This window comes from Helicobacter sp. MIT 00-7814 (assembly GCF_003364115.1).
Taxonomy (GTDB): Bacteria; Campylobacterota; Campylobacteria; order Campylobacterales; family Helicobacteraceae; genus Helicobacter_F.
The window spans coordinates 25,009-43,618 of sequence record NZ_NXLL01000018.1 but is presented as its reverse complement, the minus strand read 5'-3'; the positions used below and the strand labels follow the sequence as shown (position 1 = coordinate 43,618).

Genomic DNA, 18,610 nt, shown 5'->3' with positions numbered 1-18,610 from the left:
GGGATAAGGGGAGCGACTTCGCAATTCAAGCCCCCTTGTCCCCCTGCAAAAAAGAAACTTTAAAACGCAGAGTGGGGTTGAGCTAAACAAAAGGATTCCGAAAATTCTAAAAAATCAGAATCTTGCAGAGTCTAGGTCATTGCAAATGTTTTTCAAGATTCTAAAAAAGCTGGATTCTAAAGCTAAAATAAACGGATTGTTTCACTAACGCTCGCAATGACTCAATTTTTCAGAATCCCTTGCTTTCGCTTCTCAAACTTCTTTAAGATTCTCTAAAGTTGTTTTTTCACGCAAAAGGTCGCTACCCCCTCCTCACTCCCCCCGAGAGAAGAAAAGCGCGGAGCTTTTCTTCTCTCGGGGGGAGAGCCTCGCTGTTTCCCTTGCTAGAAAAAAATCGGGCATTAGCACTTCTGCTAATGCTAAATCACCGCTTTTTTTCACCACGCAAGGGGCGAGAATAAGGGTTACGCTTGCGCGTAACTAAAATTCCTTTGATTGAAAAATTTACTGCCTAAATTTTTATTCCATTTTCACTTTTCCCCAATAAACAACACAATAAGCGCAGGGAGGACAAAGAGTGCGGCAAAAAGCGGGTTAAAGGTAATGCCAAGTGCGGGCGCGATGACGACAAGCCCGCCGATTTGATTAGCAAGCGCAATGCCCACATTGAAAGCCGCCTCATTCACGCTCACCGAGCTATCCATAAAATCCGGCGTGTATTTTTTGGCGTTATTCATCGCATTGAGCTTAAGCGGTGAAATCCCCGCAAACGCGATAAAGCCCATAAGGCAGAGATTTACCGCCAAAAGCCATTCCCAATGATAGCTCACGCCCACAAGCGCAAAAATCAGCACCTGCGCGATAAGGATAATTTTGAGCGAAGCAATGCTCCCTTTAGAATCCGCAAGGCGCCCACCATAGAGATTCCCCAAAATCGCAAAGCCACCATACGCCAGCAGGATAAAGCCCATCGCGCTTTGAGAGAATCCAACCTTTTTGACAAGTAATTCGCTCAAATAAGTATAAAGCACAAATGCCCCACCACAGGTGCAAATCGTAATCAAATACACCTTAAGCAGTTTTGGGACTAAAAGCGCTTTAAACACATAAATAATGCGCGTTTGCGCGCCCTTAATGTCGCTTGACATAAAAATAAGCGCGCTTGTGCCAGCGATACTTGTAAAAATAAAAATAAGCAAAAAAATCGCCTTAAATCCAAACGCCTCGCCAATGAAAGTACCTAGCGGGACACCGCTCACAAGCGCGATAGTGAGCCCTGAAACCATAAGCGCGAGATTGCTAGATTCTTTGCCCTTTGGGCTTACCTGCAAAGCTGTGAGCGTGGCAATCACAAAAAACACGCCATGTTGCGTGCCAGCCACGAAGCGTGCGAAAATATTCAGCGTGAAATTATCGCTCAAATAAATCACAAGATTTGCCATCGCAAAAACAAAGAGATTGAGCAAAAGCTGAATCTTGCGATTAAACGAGCTTAGCGGGATTGTGAGTATCGGCGCGCCAATCACCACGCCCACGGCATACGCAGTCGTAAGATAGCCAGCCTTATGCGCGTCAATGTGAAAATACTCCTGCACCTCCAAAAGCACGCCCGAAATGATAAACTCCGTAACGCCCATACAAAAAGAGCTAAGCGCTAGGATAAGAATCGTCTTAGCCGAAGAATCCATATTGCCAAACTTCCTAAAAAGCCCAAAAATGCGTGGTTTCATCTGTATTCCTTATTGTGTAAAATATGTCGTAAATGATGTGTGGATTTCCTAAAAAAGCGCGGATTCTACCAAAATTTGACTAAAAAATGCTATATTTGCGCGCTTTAAGTCTTGCGCGATTGCGCTAAGAATCTAAGGTTTTTTGCTTTTAATTTGGAGGTTTATATGTTGCTAAAAAAATTATGCAAAAAAATGCTTTTGGCGCTGCTTGTGTGTAGCATGGCTGTGAGTGCGGAAAATTTTGAAGATTCCCAAGATTTCTATGAATATGAAGATTCATACGAATCCTCATACACAGACGAAGAGACGAAAATCAGCGCACACCACATTTATGTTGATACAAGCAATGAGGTTTTGATATTTGAAGCACTTGGGAATGAACACTGCGTGAGATTCCCACAAACTGGAGGCTTGGCGTATCTGGCAGAATATGGTGTGTGGCCTTTGCTAGAAAATATCATTTTTCCACTACGCAAAATTATGGGGCAAAATATAGATGAAGACACGCTAGGGCTTGATTTACTCACTATTTTGAAGCATTATGATGATGGCAGTGTGAGATTTTACACGGATGTAGCGTTTTCTAGGTATATTTCTAATGATAGTTTCATAAAAGCAGTAAGCGTGCAAGATAGAAATATGGGTGAAAAAGTGGCGATTGAAATCGGGCTTGATTTTGGCGATTCTTCTAATGCCTTTTTAGTGGAAAGCAATCAGGATATCATACCCACTCCAAACAAAAATCGCTACCTTACTTTACATATAAATTTCCCGCGGATTCATAGAGAATTTAAAGAAGCTAAAGATTTCAAAATCCTTGTGCCAAAAGCTATCAATTATGTCCCTTGCGAGGGAGTGGGGATTTTGCAAAATAGCTCAAATTTGTAGGGCAAAATTTAGGGAGATTTTATATTTTTTAACTATACTTTTGGGCTTTCAAATCAAAAATTAAGGGACATAATTATGAACTTTCAAGAATCTAAAACGCCTAAGGAAACGCCGCTTGATAGCTTATTGCGTGTTTTGCGCCTGCGACAAGTTTTGCCGAGTATTAAGCAGTTTAATAATCCGCGTCTGCTTGATATTGGCTGTGGTTGGGAAGCGCGCTTGCTAAAAGAAGTTGAGCCATATATCGCACAAGGCGTGGGGATTGACTTCAAAGCGCCAGAAATCAACACACCAAAAATCCGCACAATAAGCCATTATTTGGAATCTAAGGATTCCATGCCTCAAGCCTTAAATGGGGGGGGGGGGCAATAACGCTTCCTTGCAAAACCAGAATCCTACAAAACATATAGGCCTACCATTTGAGGACGCAAGCTTTGAAATCGTCACAATGCTCGCTGTTTTGGAGCATATAACCCACCATATAGAAATGCTTTCTGAAATCGCGCGCGTATTAACGCCAGGCGGAATCGCCATCCTCACAATGCCTAGTCACTTAGCCAAGCCGGTGCTTGAGTTTCTAGCCTACAAATTACATGTGATTGATGAGGCTGAAATCCGCGACCACAAACGCTACTACGACAAAGCTGATATGCGCGAGTTTGTCGCGCAAGTGCCAAATCTTAAAATCACCTGCCACAAATATTTTCAATTTGGGATGAATAATTTTATCAAGCTTACAAAAGCGCAGTCCTAATACCTCGCATCGGCGAGGGTGAGGGCGTAAAGCACATTTACGCCACTTTTTGCAAGGCATTCATGCGCTTGAGTGAGGCTTAAGCCCGTGGTAATGATATCATCAATAAGGACTGCATCGCCACGCGCGCCTTTGTAGATGAAGTTTCTAGGATTTTTAAGGCGGTATTCTAGGTTTTTGCCCGCATAATTGACGCGATTTGTGGCGATGAGCTTGCTAAATTGTGGGATAAATGCGCCTTTTGAAGCCCTGCAAAAAGCCTTTGTGATGATTGCTGTATGCGAGTAAAAGCGCTCTATATTATCATCTACACTAATAGCAAGAATCTTGCCTGAGGAATTGTGCAAAATCTTAGAATCCTCGCTCTGCCTAGATTGCTGGATTCTGCCCTGCTGATTGGCAGTTTGCAACTCCTTAGAATTTTTTACAAAAAAATATTCTGCGCATTTTTTGGCTAATATTTTTAGAATCTTTGAGCCGATAAGCTCGTATTTTGTCTTCAAAAGATACTCTATGTGGCTGTGCGGGTAGAAGCTATAGACTTGAAGCCCGGATTGCGTAGTGCGCGAAGTGGGCGTAATAGGCATAGAATCTAAGCATAATTTACAAATCACAAAAAAGCTTAGATTCCCACACACAAGGCATTTCATTTAAGAAATCAGCATATCAATGTGGCTTGTGATGTTTTTGGTAATCATCGGAATTGGAAGCGTGGCGTCAATCTTAATCGTGCGCACTTCAAGCAAATTTGCGTAAAATTCTAATCGCTTTTGGATTTCTAGCATATACGCTACACCGCGCTTTTCGATGCTGTCATGCGCTTTGTCGCCAAGGCGCGCTTTAAGATTCTCTTCATCAAGGTAAAATAAAATGCACAAATGCGGTTTAAGCCCGCGCATAGCGATATGATTGCAGTCTAAAAGTTGCGCATCGCTAAGGTTTTTCGCATACGCCATATTTGAGATAAGGCTCCTGTCGGTAATAATGAGCTTATGTGCTTCTAAATTTGGCTCCAAAACCTCGCTGTAGTGTTGCGCCCTATCAGAGAGAAACAAAAAAAACTCACTCATAGAATCAAGCTTATCATTTAGCACAATATCGCGCACCTTTTCGCCCAAAGGCGTGCCACCGGGCTCTCTGCTAAAAATCGCATGCGGATAGTAATTTGCAAGATTCTTAATCTGCGTGCTTTTGCCTGAAGTATCAATCCCCTCCAAAGTCACATAAAATCCACTATTTGAAGTCTGAAAATCCATAATCACTCCTTTTTAAGACTTTGTATATACTCGCTTATACCCTCCGGCACGAGATGAGCAAAGCGCCCATCATACGAGATAATCGAGCGCACGACTGATGAGCTAATAAAGGCATTTTGCAAATGTGGCATAAAATAAATTGTCTCTAGCGCGCTATTTAGCGAGATATTGGCATAGCCCATTTGCAATTCATACTCAAAGTCGCTCACCGCGCGCAGTCCGCGTATAAGCACTTGAGAATCTTTAAGCCTCGCAAAATCCGCAAGCAAACAATCAAAGCCCTCAATCACCACATTTTCAAGCCCGCGCGTTGCGATTTGAAGCATTTCTATACGCGCTTGCAGGGGAAACATAGGATTTTTGGAATGGTTTTTTGCCACCGCAATGATGACTTGTTCAAAAATCCCAATTGAGCGCTTAATAATATCCAAATGTCCGTTTGTGATAGGATCAAAAGTGCCCGGATAAATAGCGACTTTTTTAGCCTTGTCTTTCATTGTGAGCGCGCCTTTTTGTCAAAGTTTAATAAAGCTTGTTAGTAAATTTTGCCTTAAAATCCGCCATTGTAGTATAAAAAAGTTTAAATCCTAAGCAAAGAGTTTTTGCACGCGAGATTCGCTTCTTAAAATTTAGGGAATCTGGCAAATATGTTACTTTTCTAAAACTTTTAAACTTTTCCCATACTTTTTTTGCTCTCTGTTATCAAGCTATACTAAGCTAAAAGTTAGCGCACATAGCGTGAAATACTAACTGAAAGGGAAAAAATGAACAAGCTTCTAAGCATTGGAATCTGGGTTATCATCGCATTTGTTGGTGCGTGGTGCTTTGGCGTTTTAGCACTTCACACAGGGGAAAGCATTTCAGCAGTGTGGATAGTGGTAGCAGCAGTGTGTATTTATGCTATTGCGTATCGCTACTATTCAAAATACATTGCGTATAAGGTTTTGGGGCTTGATGATAATCGCGCCACGCCCGCGATTACGCAAAATGATGGGCGCGATTTTGTGCCGACAAATAAAATCGTGCTTTTTGGACATCATTTTGCTGCGATTGCTGGGGCTGGTCCGCTTGTAGGTCCGATTCTCGCGGCGCAAATGGGCTATTTGCCTAGTATGATTTGGATTGTCGTTGGTGTGGTGCTAGCAGGCGCTGTGCATGATTTCACCGTGCTTTTCATCTCTATGAGGCGCAATGGCAAAAGCATTGGCGAGATTATCAAGCTTGAGCTTGGCAAAGGTGTGGGAAGCATTGCGATGATTGGGATTTTGGGCATTATGATGCTTATCATCGCGATTTTAGCCCTTGTGGTTGTCAATGCCCTTGCAGAATCTCCTTGGGGGCTTTTCACCATTGCAATGACAATCCCTATCGCAATTTATATGGGAATCCACATGCGCTTTTTGCGTCCGGGCAAGATTGGCGAAGCGAGCATTATTGGCTTTGCGTTGCTACTTTTGGCGCTTTATTTTGGACGTGATGTCGCACAGAGCGAGACTTGGGGCGCATTTTTCACGCTTGATGCAGTGACGCTTACTTACATTATGATTGGTTATGGCTTTATCGCAGCGATTTTGCCTGTGTGGTTTTTGCTCGCACCGCGCGATTATTTAAGCACATTTTTGAAAATCGGCGTGATTGTGCTTATGGCAGGCGGGATTCTCATCGTTGCGCCAGAAGTGAGATTTTCAAGCGTTACGACCTTCATCGATGGAAGCGGTCCTGTGTTTAGCGGGCAACTTTTCCCATTTTTGTTTATTACCATTGCATGTGGCGCGATTAGCGGATTCCACGCGCTTATCTCAAGCGGGACGACGCCTAAGATGCTAGAGCGAGAATCTCACGCGCGCATGGTGGGCTATGGCTCAATGCTTATGGAATCTGCGGTGGCTGTAATGGCGCTCATCGCGGCAGTTATCCTTACTCCGGGCTTGTATTTTGCCGTCAATGTCGCACCTGCGACGCTTGGCACCGCTGGTATTGGCGATGTGAGCGAGGCTGCAGCCATCGCAGCACAGACAATTAGTAGCTGGGGATTCCAAATAAGCCCGCAAGATTTACTCACCACCGCAAATGAAATTGGCGAAAAAAGCATTCTTAGCAAAACCGGCGGTGCGCCGACATTTGCACTAGGATTAGCACACATCATCTCACAAATGCCATTATTTAACGCCGGCTCGATGGCGTTTTGGTATCACTTTGCGATTTTGTTTGAGGCGCTTTTCATTCTTACAGCTGTCGATGCAGGCACGCGTGCTGGGCGCTTTATGATGCAAGATGTGCTAGGAAATGTGTATAAGCCTATCGGGGATATCCACTCGATTTTTTGGGGCATTGTTGCGACGATTCTCTGCGTGGCTGGCTGGGGCTATATCTTGTATCAAGGCGTCACAGACCCGCAAGGTGGGGTAAAATCGCTTTGGACACTTTTTGGCGTGTCAAACCAAATGCTTGCTGGAATCGCGCTTTTATGCGTTATCGTCGTGCTTTTCAAAATGGGCAAAGCAAAGCTTGCATGGGTGGCAATCCTCCCAACAATTTGGGTGCTTGTAAGCACGCTGTATGCGGCTGTCTGCAAGCTATTACCTGCAAATGGCGAAAAAATCCATGACGCAGTAAGCCATGTCGCGCTTTGGCAAAATAACAGCGCAAAGGCAAGCGCAAAGCTCGCAGAAGCAGCGACAAGCACGGATTCTGCTGTAATTAGCACGCTCACGCAAGAAGCAGCCAAGCTTTCAACCATCGCTACAAACAACCTTATCAACGCTGTTTTGTGCGCGATATTTATGTGTATAACGATTTTGGTGCTTATCCAAACCATCAGAATCTGCGTAAAATGCGTGCGTGGCACAAACACACTTCCGCTTAGCGAATCGCCTTATATCAAGCTTAGCGAAGTAGAAAGCAAGGGCGCTCTCAAAGGTAAAATCAATGCCGCTCACTAAGGATTCTAAGTCTTGCAAAAAGTCTTGCGCGCCACAAGCGCGTGAGACAGGGACTTTTCGCGCGTATATGAAAAATGTATGCAAAAAATTGAAAGCGCTTTATGCTAAAAGCGATCGTTTTACGCATTTGCTCGTTGGGATTCCAAGCTATTCAAAATATTTAGAACATATCAAAACTAAGCACCCAGAGGCAATCCCAAAGACGCAAAAAGAGTTTTTTAAGGAAGTGATGGCGCAAAAATACGGCGCTGGAAGCTCAAAATGCTGATAAAAGAATAAGATGCAAGTTTGCATAAACAAGGTTCTTTGGTATTCAAGTTTTTAAGCGCTTTTAAATAAGTGTTTCTTTACGGGCTTCTGGTTGCTTTAAAAGACTTCTTAATTTTGTTTTCAACCTCCTAAGGATTTTTCTTGGAAGTGTACATGTGTAGCGCCAAGTTTTAATATATATCTTTTTATTCATTATTGCAGATTCTTTATATTCCTCCAAAAACTCCAAATACTCATCAACCCTCGGACAAAGCAAAGCGCTCAAATCGCCCTTTAGATTCTGATTGGATAGATTTTTTGCTTCAAAATCAACAATGCTCCCTTCATCAACAACGAGTAAAAATCCCACCACCCCAACACAATCTAAGCGCTGATAGGCTGGATTATTGATAAATGGCGCCCAATGCTTTTGAATAGAGATTTTGCTATTAAGGGGGGGGGCAGTAATGAGGCATTATTAAGCGCACTTAGAGGAATCTCCTCGCCTAATCTCACAAATGTCTGTGCGTCAATGCAAAAAGAATCTTTCATGCTGAACACGCAATTTATCGCACTTGTTTCATACACCATACTCGCTTTTTTATTTTCTATCAGCATTGGCACACCAAAAAGGCGGAAGTTAAAATCCTTCAAACCCCTGCTCCATGTGTGGATTCCAATAATTTTCGCACCATTACATTGTGGCGGGAAAGTAAGAGAATCTCCAATATAAAGCATGTAAGTTTCCTCGCTATAGCGGGAATTTTGCATAAGTTTGAGGTTAGATTCCTTAGCGCAATCTTGCATTTCCCTAGCCGTAAGTATTTGAAATTTCGCGCCTGTATATTTTGGCGTGGCAGATGAAAGTGAAAAATCCTCAATATACTGGGCTATTTTGCGCCCTAAAATTCTCATTATGACAAGTGGTGGATGCACGCTATCAGCGCTTTTTGCGTAAGCCTCTAAATTATGCTCCTCATAAAAGCGCGCCATATCGATGAAATTAAAGCCAAACTCCACGCACAAGGCGCGATAAAAGTCATTTATAGGTTTGGCGTAGGATTGATCGCAGTCATAGCGAGGGAGTAAAAGAATACACACTTTTTTATTTAGCTTGTGCAATGTCTCAAAACACCAGCGAGCATTGCGCTTTAGCACTTCCAAAGATGCGCATTCTAGCTCATTAGCAAACGCACCAATATCATTCAAACTCTTTTCAAGCACAATCAAATCCGCATTTTGCAGAATCTGTGCATTGCGAGGACGCAGCAACTCATACAACGCTTGGATATTATTTGTCCCGCCAAGCGCGAGATTATGCACCTTATCACCAAGCTGTGCCAAACCATCAGCCAAGCCCTCCTTTAGCACAGCGTTGCTACCACCTAGCAAAATGATTGATTTTTGCGCGCGCATTGTTTGCCTTTCAAAAATTATTTTGCGGATTATAAAATATTTTTCTTAAAAAGAAAATTTGAAGTAAAAGGTAAGAATTAAAAGTGGGCAGAATCTAGAGCTTTTCTTAAAAATCAAAGCCCTAGATTCTAAAAATTAAATCCCAAAAATCAAAATCCTAGAAATGCAAGCCTAGCATAAGCTGCACATTGTGCATTGTAGCGCTTGAGTTTGAGCCGATTACATCAGGATTTTGGTAAGTGTATTGCAAGCTCACTGCCAAAGGCAAAACCGCGGGTTTTAGCTTAATACCGGCATTGTAAGCCACCGTATCGGCAAAAAACTTATTAAAATGCGAGTAGTTCGCGCCAATGTAAGGTGTCAAGCGAAGCACGACAAGCCCAAAGTTTGTCCCAATAGAAGCGCCATACTGCGTATTGTTAAAAGAATCTATGCCACTTTGTTTGGAATAGTAATCAAACTTCGCCTGTGGCGCAACTACGATGCCAAGTGTGCCTAGCCAAACTCTCGCATAACCGCCATAGTTTGTTGGGTTGTAATTAGCAGGATCTCCAATCTTTGCTTTACCCGCTGCCACGCCTATTTCTGGGCTAATCTCAAGGATACCCAAATCAATTGCTGAGCTTGCGCTAAATGTGCTAAATGCGCCAAAAACTAGTGCTAAAAGCGTTTTTTTCATTTTTTCTCCTTTGTGAAAAATCTTTCAAAGTAAATCAGGCTTTAAAGCTAGAGGCTTTTAGCAAGATTTAGGACGATGAAATCGGCAAATCATAGCATAAAAGTAGAATCTATTTCTTAAAATCTCTCATTTACCAAGGCTAAAGCTCGCTACAAACCCTGCTCTTGCTTCCTTTTTAAAGAAATTATTGAGATTCCCTCGCCCTCAATTTGGCTAAAAAAATAAATCGATATTTTAGTTTTCTTTTGCTACAATCGCAGACTTCCTTAAAAATTACCCAAAAAATATCGCACCACAAAAAAGGAGTTTTTCACATGGAAATTGATTATTACGAAGTCTTAGAAGTTACGCGCACAAGCGACAAAGAGAGTATCAAAAAATCTTACCGCAAGCTAGCACTCAAATACCACCCTGACAGAAACCCTGATAATAAAGAAGCCGAGGAGCGCTTTAAGCTCATCAATGAAGCCTATGAGGTGCTAAGCGATGATAATAAACGCTCAATTTATGACAAATACGGCAAGCAAGGCTTACAAGGCGGGGCTGGCGCTGGCGGATTTGAAGGCTTTGATGATATTTTGGGCGGTTTTGGCTCGATATTTGAAAACTTCTTTGGCGGGGGCTTTGGTGGTGGCACACAAAAGCGCAATACACAAAATCTAGATTCTATCCAAGAGCTTAGATTAAGCTTTAAAGAAGCCGTGTTTGGTTGCAATAAGCAATTTACCCACACTTACAGAGTGCTTTGTGAATCTTGTGCTGGCAGTGGGGCAAAAGATGGCAAACTGCAAACTTGCGCCACTTGTGGCGGTGCAGGCAAAACCTATGTAAGGCAAGGCTTTATGACATTTGCACAAACCTGCTCTGCGTGCAAAGGTGAAGGGCAAATAAAAGTAGAATCCTGCTCTACATGCAAAGGCAAAGGCTACAAAACAAAAGAAGAAAGCTTTGAAGTGCCAATCCCTGAAGGTGTGGATAATGGCAACAAACTACGCATACAAGGCAGAGGAAACGCCGATACAAAGGGTAAAAGAGGCGATTTATTCTTAGCATTACGCGTTGAAGAGGACGAAAACTTTATCCGCGATGGGGAAAATATCTATATCCAAGTGCCGGTATTTTTCACCGCTGTTTTACTAGGGCAAAGCATTTCTATTCCATCGCTGCGGGGCGAGCTGGAACTAAAAATCCCAACAAACGCAAGAGATGGCGCGCAGTTTGAGTTTAAAAATGAAGGTGTGAAAATCCTTAATTCAAAGCGCTATGGGAGTTTTGTAGCTGAAATCTCTATCGTGTATCCAAAAAAACTCACAAAAGAGCAAAAAGAGCTTGTGATGAAGCTCAATGAAAGCTTCGGGCAGGAAAGCACACCTCATAAAAGCGCGCTAGAGCAATGCTTTAAGAAAATAAAATCATGGTTTGATCGCTAAATGAATTTGCGTGTAATGTGGGCGCTGCTACTGCAATGCGCGGTATTTGTGGCATGTAGCGATGTGCGCAATACCTCAATGATCCCAACCACAAACACCCAGGATTTAGAGCTAAGCAAAAAGCTAGAACGCAAGGTGCAAAACTCGCGCAAGGCTGAAATTGTAGAGGGCAAAAGCACGCCTTATGTTGCGATTGCGACTTATTTAAACGATGTGGATTATATCAAAGAGCCGCGCGAGGTGTTTTTGGTGGAATTGTATGAGAAAAAGCCAAATCCAAATATCCAAAAACTCCTAACTTTCAAGCTTAGCTCAAGTGGCATTAGCCAAGATTCTCTTTTTATCACGCGTTTAAAGCCATCGCAATATACTGATATTTTGCGTCCTAAAAATTCCTACAACGCGCTTTTTATCGTGGAATTTGAAAGCATTAGCAAAAAGCACAGAGAGACGATGAATCTGCAACTCTCCATTAAAGATGGGAATAAAAATGTGGGCGTGATGCTTTTTGACTTCGGCTACGCTACGCTAAAGAGCAAACTACGCTAATGCGACTAGATAGCGCGCTATTTTCATTAGGGCTATTCCCCAGCCGACAAAAGGCAAAAGAAGCGCTGCTTGAAAAAAAGGTGCGCTACAAAGGACAAATCCTCTCAAAACCAGCACTCGAAGTTACAATAGAATCTGCAATAGATTCTCAAAATTTAAAAGAAAAATCTGAAATAACAATCTCGCCTAAAGACTTGCAGATTACAGATTCTCTTGTGGGGCGCGCAGGATACAAATTGCGTGCGTTTTTAGATGAAGGGATTTTAACACAAAGCGGACTTAGCTTAAAAGGTGCGAGTGTGCTTGATATTGGCTCAAGCACGGGAGGTTTTGCGCAAGTTTTATCACAAGAAGGCGCAGAGTCCATTACCTGCGTAGATGTAGGAAGCAATCAATTGCATAAATCCCTGCGTGAAAATGAAAAAATCACGCTATATGAAAATTGCGATGTGAGGGACTTTGCCAAAATGCCTAGTCAAAAAAGCGCGCATTATGATTTGCTGACTTGCGATGTGAGCTTTATCTCGCTTTTTTGCATATTAGATTCTCTTTTAAGCTTTGATTGTCCTTATTTGCTATTACTTTTTAAGCCACAATTTGAAGTCGGCAAACTCGCAAAGCGCAATAAAAAAGGCGTAGTGATAGATGAAAAGCTTATACAAAATGCGCTGGAGAATTTTTGCGCACATTTAGCCAAAACGCACACCTTAAGCACGCACAAAAGCCAAATAAGCGGAAAGGAAGGAAATAATGAAATCTTTATCTTTGCCAAACGCGCATAATGTCACAAGCCTTGCCATTGGGAAGTTTGATGGCATGCACTTAGCCCATAGCGCGCTTTTAAAAAGGCTAGATTCTCAAGGTGCGTTGCTTTGCATTGAAACTTCAGAATCCTGCGCGCTCACGCCAAAGCACACAAAAGAGCGCTATACAAAATATCCCATTTTTTACCTTCCGCTAAATGAGATAAAAAACCTCAGTGGCGCGGAGTTTGCGCGCTTTATCACGCAACATTTTACAAATCTTAAAAAACTTGTCGTGGGCTATGACTTCCGATTTGGGAAGGATCGCGCGTTTGGGGCGAGTGACTTGGAATTTTTATTGCCACAGATAGAAATTGTCGTTGTGGAGGAGTTTTGCATCAATGAGATTGGCGTGCATTCAAGCCTTATAAAGGATTTCATCGCCACGGGGAATCTCAAAATGGCAAATGCGCTTTTAGGGCGCGCGTATAGCATTTTGGGCGCAAGCGTGCAAGGGCAAAATCTCGGCTCAAAAGAGCTTTTTGCCACGATAAACATTCGAAGCGAGGGCTATTTTTTGCCAGAAAATGGCGTGTATGCGACTTTGAGTAAGATTAGTTGCGATGATATGCAAGATTCTAAAACGCGCGCTTTGCTTGCGCCTTTTGAAGGGAAAAGCCTTAAAAGCGTGAGTTTTATTGGTAATCGTTTAAGCACAGATCGGGCATTTAGCGTTGAGACGCATATTTTGGATAGCTTTATTCCCGCTCTACCCCCGATTTTAGAAATCTCTTTTATCCAAAAACTGCGCGACAATAGGCATTTTCAAAACTTAAGCGAGCTAAAAAGCCAAATCGCCACTGATATCGCACAGGCAAAAAATTTGCTTGAAAAGTTTTAAAGGGTAAAATTAACGCGCAAAATTTAAAAACTTAACAAGGAGAATCTATGCAAAAAAGTGTAATTGTGCCTGTGGCAGAGGGTTTTGAGGAAATTGAGTTAGTTAGCATTGTGGATATTTTGCGCCGTTGCGGGATAAAAGTCACGCTAAGCGCGCTAGATTCACGCTTAGAAGTGCGTGGCGCGCATGAAATCACAATAAAAGCGCAATGCACGATTGATGTGATTAAGCCAAAGGAATTTGACGCAATTGCCCTTGCTGGCGGGTATAAAGGCATGCAAAATATGTGCAAAAGCCAAGAATTGCGCTCGCTAGCTCACGCGCTTAGAGCTCAAGGCGCGCTTATTGCGGCTATTTGCGCCGCGCCCATTGCGCTAAAGAGTTTTGGGCTATTGCAAGGGGCATTTACTTGCTATCCGAGTTGCAAGGATGAAGTGGCACAGACAAAGCCAGCGCGAGAATCTATGCAAGATTCTAGCGCGCATTTTGTGGATTCCCACATTGTACTAGATTCTCACATACTCACCGCGCAAGGTCCAGCAAATGCGATGCCTTTTGCGCTTTCTCTAGCGGAATTGCTCTACACAAGCCACGTGCAGAGCTTTCAAAGAGAATCTACCTTTTACCAAAACGCGCAAAATTTCGTCAGCCAAATTGTCAAAGAAGTCGCGCTTGACTTGCTTTATGCAAAATAAGCGCAAATTTTTGTAGTATTTTAAAGTTACATAAGCATTCTTAAGCTACAATTGCGGTTTTGTTAAAACTTAGGCAACACATTTAAGGAGAAATTATGGAGCAAACACTCTCAATTATCAAGCCTGACGCGGTTAAAAAGGGCGTTGTGGGGAAAATCATTGATAGATTTGAAAGCAATGGGCTAAGAATCGCAGCGGCAAAAAAATTGCAACTCACAACAAGAGACGCGCAAGAATTTTACGCAATCCACAAAGAGCGCCCATTTTTCGGGGATTTGGTGGAATTTATGATAAGCGGTCCTGTGGTTGTTATGGTGCTTGAAGGCGCAAATGCAGTGAGTAAAAATCGCGAGCTTATGGGCGCGACAAATCCAAAAGAAGCAGCCAAAGGCACAATCCGCGCGGACTTTGCAGATAGCATTGACGCAAACGCGGTGCATGGAAGTGATAGCTTGGAAAATGCCAAAAATGAAATCGCGTTTTTCTTTGCAGCTCGCGAAATTTGCTAAATTTAATAGAATCTTTGGTTGCAAATAGTTAAATTTTGCAATGAAAATCGCGTTTAAAAAACTCACCAAATCCACCCCAAAAGAGTTTGAATGCCTACAAAGTGGGGCAGATGGCGAGCTAGAAAATGCGTTGAAACTTAGTGGCTCGCTTGTAAGGCTAGATTCCCAAATTGTGAAGTTAGAAGGGACTTTACGCGGGGATTTGGAGCTTATTTGCGCGCGTAGTGGCGAAAGCTTTATAAAAACATTTGATGAACCTTTGGTTTTGTATATTTCAGATGGAATCTGGGATACACAAAGCCAAAGTGTGCTTGATAGCTTCGATGTTATCGAGTTTTTCGATGGTTTTATTGATGTAGATTTTATCTTGCACAGCGAGATAGAATCCATAAAATCCGACTACCACATAAAAGGAGAATAATATGGCTGTTCCAAAAAGACGAGTAAGCAAAACACGCGCAGCAAAGCGCAGAACACACTACAAAATCACTCTCGCGCAACCTGTGAAAGATAAAGATGGAAGCTGGAAAATGCCTCATAGAGTGAATAAATTTAGCGGTGCGTATAAAGGCTAAAAAGCTAAAAATCACTTCCGCAACGCGCGGGGCTACTTGCAATTGCAAGCACAGAATCTACTTTGGCAAAATCTACTTTATTTGAAGGGGTGGTAATGCAAAAAATCGCAATTGATGTAATGGGCGCTGATAATGGCGTGCAGCCCATTGTGCTGGGAGTTGTCGCGGCACTTAAGGCACGAGATTTTCAGGCTATCATTGTGGGTGATGAAGAGCAAATCCTTCCGCTTATCCCGCAGGATTTAAATACGCGCGTGGAGATTATCCACTGCCTTGATTACATTAGAATGGAAGAAAGCGCCTCTGGAGCCACAAAACGCGAGACTTCCTCTATCTATATAGCTACTGAACTTGTGCGCAATGGTTTGGCTGATGCGCTTGTTTCGCCCGGACATAGTGGCGCTACGATGAGTTTAGCCACCTTGCGACTAGGCAGGATTAAAGGCGTCTCGCGCCCTGCTATCTGCACCACAATGCCTACAATCAATCAAAACCCAAGTATGATTCTCGATGCAGGCGCAAATACCGACTGCAAACCAGAATATTTACTTGATTTTGCGGTGATGGGCTATGAATATGCAAAAAGCGTGCTAAACTTCCCAGCCCCACGCGTTGGTTTGCTTTCAAATGGCGAAGAGGACACGAAGGGCAATGAGCTTACAAAAGCGGCTTTTAGCTTGCTTAAAGAGCTAGAATATTTCAAAGGCAATGTCGAAGGGCGCGATATTTTCAATGGAAGCACTGATGTGATTGTGTGCGATGGCTTTAGCGGGAATCTTGTCCTAAAGGCAAGTGAAGGCGTAGCAAGCGCGATTTCTACAATCATCAAAAGTGAAGTGAAAAAAAGCATTTTGGCAACCATCGGCGCGCTTTTGCTTAAGGGTGTCTTTGGCGCGTTAAAGAAAAAAGTTGATCACAGCGAATATGGTGGCGCGCCACTTTTGGGCGTGCAAAAAGTCGTCATTATAAGCCATGGTAGCTCGAATGCGCGCGCGATTGAATGCGCAATATATCAAGCCTTAAATGCGCTAGATTCTGATATTTGCTCAAAACTCGAAGAAGTCTTTGCGAAAAGAGTCGCGCAAAAAACCAAAGATTCCTAGTGCTTGGTAAATTTAAAAGGTAAGGTATGAGTAAAAAAATCTTTGCGTCGTTAATATCTATAGCCTCCTATGTGCCCAAAAACTGCGTAAGCAATGCGGAGTTTGAAAAACATCTCGACACAAGCGATGAATGGATACGCAAGCGCACAGGGATACAAACGCGCTATTTTGCGGATTCTACACAATACACAAGCGATCTAGCCTATGAGGCAGGCAAGCTAGCGCTAAAGCGCGCAAACCTTGAACCAAGCGCGATTGATGCTGTGATTGTAGCGACTTTAAGCCCAGATTATCTCACAATGCCTTCCACCGCGTGCCTAGTCTCTGCAAAATTAGGGATTGAGGGCAAAACCGCCTTTGATATCAGTAGCGCGTGCAGTGGCTTTATCTACCTACTTGGCGTTGCAAAATCTTTCATAGAATCTGGCGCATATAAAAATGTGCTTATCATCGGCGCAGAAAAGCTAAGCTCGGTGATTGATTTTAGCGATAGAAGCACTTGCGTGCTTTTTGGCGATGGGGCGGGCGCTGCGGTTATAAGCGCGACGCAAGATCCAAAAAAAGCCATTGTCGATGTGCATTTAGGCGCAAATGGCAATTACAGCGATTTCTTGCTCACACCGCGCACGCAAGCATTTAATCCCTACATTGAATCTAGCACGCAAGATTCTAATTTGCAAGATTCCAACGCAAATCCTTTGCAATGTATCCAAATGAAAGGCAATGAGACCTTTAAGCTCGCGGTTAAAACGCTTAGCGATGATGTTAAAAAGATTCTAAAAGCAAATAATCTTAGCTCCAAAGATATTTCATTTTTTATCCCACATCAAGCAAATTTGCGCATTATCAACGCTGTTGGCGCGAGCTTAGAGTTTGAAGAAAAACAAATTATCATCACCGTGCAAAAATACGGCAATACCTCAGCTGCGTCTATTCCAATGGCGATTGATGAAACCTACAAGCAAGGGTGCTTGAAAAATGGCGATTTACTCTTGCTTGATGCCTTTGGCGGCGGGCTTACATGGGGTTCTGTGCTTGTGTATTTTAATGGTGCATAAAAACACCTATGTCGCAAAGCCATAAGCGCATACAAGATTCTAGCGAGCTTTTGGGCTTCACTCCACAAGAGACAATACAGGGCTTTTATGAAGTTAAAGGCTCAAAATTCCTAAGCTTTCTCACCCCAAGCGCGCAAGAAGATTCCCTTTTGCAATCCCTAAAATCCGCGCACCCAAAGGCAGTGCATTTTGTGCGCGCAAGCAGGATTCTTAATCATTGCAACCAAATCATAGAATCTTTTAGTGATGATGGCGAGCCAAAGGGTAGCTCTGGCGTGCCTTGCTTAAATGTTTTGCGCGGGGAAAATTTGCTTAATTGTGCGTGCATTGTCGTGCGCTATTTTGGCGGGACTTTGCTTGGCGTTGGCGGGCTTGTGCGCGCTTATACAAATGCCTTGCAAAATTGCGTGCAAGAAGCTAAAACGCGCAATCTCTTAAGCCCGCTCATTCCTCAAGGTGCGCTTTCTCTCACCATTCCCTATTCTCAACTTTCAAAGCTAGAATACGAGGCAAAAAAGCTTGGGCTAAGCCTACAAAAAAACGCATTTTTAGAATCTAGCGTGCAAATTTCACTGCTAGGCGCGCAAAATTCACTAGATTTGCTAAAAAATAAGCTATAATGCGCGTTTGCAAGAATCTACGCTTAAGCATTTTAAGGAGAAAAGATGGAGTTTTTTAGCGAGCATTACTTGGGGATTAAAGCCCTGCATCTCATCGCGCTTATTTCATGGATGGCGATGCTTTTCTACCTTCCGCGCTTGTTTGTCTATCATATTGAAAATATCCACAACAGCGAGTTTGTCAAAATCGTGCAGATTCAAGAAAAAAGGCTTTATACTTTTATCGGTTTGCCCGCACTTATAGTAACTTTTGCAAGTGGCGCTGGGCTTATTTTGGCTGATTTTCCACATATTTTTCAGGGCGGTGGGTGGTTTCACGCAAAGCTTAGCATTGTGCTTTTGCTTTTAGTGTATCATCTTTTATGTGGCGCGTTTATGCGCTCTTTGGCTAATGGCAGCTGCAAAAAAAGTGGCAAATTTTTTCGTATTTTCAATGAAGTCCCAACCCTCGCGCTCATCATTATCGTGGTGCTTGTGGTATTGAAACCTTTTTAAAATTTCACAAAGCAAAGA

General features: G+C 42.9%; 23 protein-coding genes. 17 read left to right on the top strand and 6 right to left on the bottom strand.

The window, feature by feature from the left end; all coding sequences use genetic code 11:
- Positions 1-530: 530 nt before the first annotated feature.
- Positions 531-1,688: an MFS transporter gene (locus CQA49_RS06625; RefSeq protein WP_115575182.1), complete on the bottom strand. Its 1,158-nt coding sequence runs from the start codon at positions 1,686-1,688 to the stop codon at positions 531-533.
- A gap of 207 nt (positions 1,689-1,895) precedes the next feature.
- On the opposite strand from CQA49_RS06625, the gene CQA49_RS06620 reads away from it, so the two are divergent.
- The 3 genes from CQA49_RS06620 to CQA49_RS10290 all read left to right on the top strand — a co-directional run bounded on the left by CQA49_RS06620 (position 1,896) and on the right by CQA49_RS10290 (position 3,372).
- Positions 1,896-2,618, top strand: coding sequence for a hypothetical protein (locus CQA49_RS06620; protein WP_115575177.1), 723 nt, complete (start codon positions 1,896-1,898; stop codon positions 2,616-2,618).
- 75 nt (positions 2,619-2,693) lie between these two features.
- On the top strand, positions 2,694-2,990 hold the full coding sequence (locus CQA49_RS10295; RefSeq protein ID WP_220271730.1) for a class I SAM-dependent methyltransferase: 297 nt from the start codon (positions 2,694-2,696) through the stop codon (positions 2,988-2,990).
- Positions 2,971-3,372 (top strand): class I SAM-dependent methyltransferase, encoded by a 402-nt coding sequence (locus CQA49_RS10290; protein ID WP_220271729.1) that lies wholly within the window; start codon positions 2,971-2,973, stop codon positions 3,370-3,372. The genes CQA49_RS10295 and CQA49_RS10290 overlap by 20 nt, the downstream gene beginning before the upstream one ends.
- On the opposite strand, the gene CQA49_RS06610 is transcribed toward CQA49_RS10290, so the two are convergent.
- The 3 genes from CQA49_RS06610 to coaD are packed head-to-tail and all read right to left on the bottom strand — an operon-like array spanning position 3,369 to position 5,125.
- Complete coding sequence (locus CQA49_RS06610) at positions 3,369-4,022, bottom strand: ComF family protein (protein WP_115575176.1); 654 nt, start codon at positions 4,020-4,022, stop codon at positions 3,369-3,371. The two genes, CQA49_RS10290 and CQA49_RS06610, sit on opposite strands and share 4 nt — an antisense overlap.
- Positions 4,023-4,628 carry a dTMP kinase gene (tmk, locus tag CQA49_RS06605; RefSeq protein ID WP_115575175.1) on the bottom strand — a complete coding sequence of 202 codons (606 nt, stop codon included), beginning with the start codon at positions 4,626-4,628 and terminating at the stop codon, positions 4,023-4,025.
- A gap of 2 nt (positions 4,629-4,630) precedes the next feature.
- Positions 4,631-5,125: a pantetheine-phosphate adenylyltransferase gene (gene coaD / locus CQA49_RS06600; protein ID WP_115575174.1), complete on the bottom strand. Its 495-nt coding sequence runs from the start codon at positions 5,123-5,125 to the stop codon at positions 4,631-4,633.
- 267 nt (positions 5,126-5,392) lie between these two features.
- Here coaD and CQA49_RS06595 point away from each other — a divergent pair, with 267 nt between their 5' ends.
- Entirely contained in the window at positions 5,393-7,570 is a 2,178-nt protein-coding gene (locus tag CQA49_RS06595) for a carbon starvation CstA family protein (RefSeq protein WP_115575173.1), read from the top strand.
- Between the two features lie 67 nt (positions 7,571-7,637).
- Positions 7,638-7,838 carry a KCU-star family selenoprotein gene (gene kcuS, locus CQA49_RS06590; RefSeq protein ID WP_115575181.1) on the top strand — a complete coding sequence of 67 codons (201 nt, stop codon included), beginning with the start codon at positions 7,638-7,640 and terminating at the stop codon, positions 7,836-7,838.
- A gap of 365 nt (positions 7,839-8,203) precedes the next feature.
- On the opposite strand, the gene CQA49_RS06580 is transcribed toward kcuS, so the two are convergent.
- Positions 8,204-9,235, bottom strand: coding sequence for an SGNH/GDSL hydrolase family protein (locus CQA49_RS06580; RefSeq protein WP_115575171.1), 1,032 nt, complete (start codon positions 9,233-9,235; stop codon positions 8,204-8,206).
- Between the two features lie 157 nt (positions 9,236-9,392).
- Positions 9,393-9,914, bottom strand: a complete 522-nt coding sequence (locus CQA49_RS06575; RefSeq protein WP_115575170.1) for a hypothetical protein — start codon at positions 9,912-9,914, stop codon at positions 9,393-9,395.
- A gap of 314 nt (positions 9,915-10,228) precedes the next feature.
- Between CQA49_RS06575 and dnaJ the strand changes: the two genes are divergently transcribed.
- The 12 genes from dnaJ (at position 10,229) to hemJ (ending at position 18,592) form a co-directional block, all read left to right on the top strand.
- Positions 10,229-11,344, top strand: coding sequence for a molecular chaperone DnaJ (gene dnaJ, locus CQA49_RS06570; protein ID WP_115575169.1), 1,116 nt, complete (start codon positions 10,229-10,231; stop codon positions 11,342-11,344).
- Complete coding sequence (locus CQA49_RS06565; protein ID WP_115575168.1) at positions 11,345-11,893, top strand: hypothetical protein; 549 nt, start codon at positions 11,345-11,347, stop codon at positions 11,891-11,893.
- The gene (locus tag CQA49_RS06560; protein WP_115575167.1) at positions 11,893-12,675 is read left to right on the top strand and encodes a TlyA family RNA methyltransferase; all 783 of its coding nucleotides are present in this window, start codon (positions 11,893-11,895) and stop codon (positions 12,673-12,675) included. Before CQA49_RS06565 ends, CQA49_RS06560 begins: the two co-directional genes overlap by 1 nt.
- Positions 12,644-13,537, top strand: a complete 894-nt coding sequence (locus tag CQA49_RS06555) for a riboflavin kinase (RefSeq protein WP_115575166.1) — start codon at positions 12,644-12,646, stop codon at positions 13,535-13,537. The genes CQA49_RS06560 and CQA49_RS06555 overlap by 32 nt, the downstream gene beginning before the upstream one ends.
- Before the next feature lie 47 nt (positions 13,538-13,584).
- The gene (locus CQA49_RS06550; protein ID WP_115575165.1) at positions 13,585-14,232 is read left to right on the top strand and encodes a DJ-1 family glyoxalase III; all 648 of its coding nucleotides are present in this window, start codon (positions 13,585-13,587) and stop codon (positions 14,230-14,232) included.
- Between the two features lie 95 nt (positions 14,233-14,327).
- Complete coding sequence (gene ndk, locus CQA49_RS06545; RefSeq protein WP_115575164.1) at positions 14,328-14,741, top strand: nucleoside-diphosphate kinase; 414 nt, start codon at positions 14,328-14,330, stop codon at positions 14,739-14,741.
- Positions 14,742-14,781: 40 nt separating this feature from the next.
- Positions 14,782-15,162 carry a hypothetical protein gene (locus CQA49_RS06540; protein WP_115575163.1) on the top strand — a complete coding sequence of 127 codons (381 nt, stop codon included), beginning with the start codon at positions 14,782-14,784 and terminating at the stop codon, positions 15,160-15,162.
- A gap of 1 nt (position 15,163) precedes the next feature.
- Entirely contained in the window at positions 15,164-15,316 is a 153-nt protein-coding gene (gene rpmF / locus CQA49_RS06535) for a 50S ribosomal protein L32 (protein WP_066388716.1), read from the top strand.
- A 95-nt stretch (positions 15,317-15,411) separates the two neighbouring features.
- A complete protein-coding gene (plsX, locus tag CQA49_RS06530) occupies positions 15,412-16,419 on the top strand; it encodes a phosphate acyltransferase PlsX (RefSeq protein ID WP_115575162.1) in 1,008 nt (335 codons plus the stop codon).
- Positions 16,420-16,445: 26 nt separating this feature from the next.
- Complete coding sequence (locus CQA49_RS06525; RefSeq protein WP_115575161.1) at positions 16,446-17,477, top strand: beta-ketoacyl-ACP synthase III; 1,032 nt, start codon at positions 16,446-16,448, stop codon at positions 17,475-17,477.
- An 8-nt stretch (positions 17,478-17,485) separates the two neighbouring features.
- Complete coding sequence (locus CQA49_RS06520; RefSeq protein ID WP_115575160.1) at positions 17,486-18,097, top strand: YigZ family protein; 612 nt, start codon at positions 17,486-17,488, stop codon at positions 18,095-18,097.
- Positions 18,098-18,142: 45 nt separating this feature from the next.
- Entirely contained in the window at positions 18,143-18,592 is a 450-nt protein-coding gene (gene hemJ / locus CQA49_RS06515) for a protoporphyrinogen oxidase HemJ (protein ID WP_115575159.1), read from the top strand.
- The last annotated feature ends 18 nt before the right edge of the window (positions 18,593-18,610 follow it).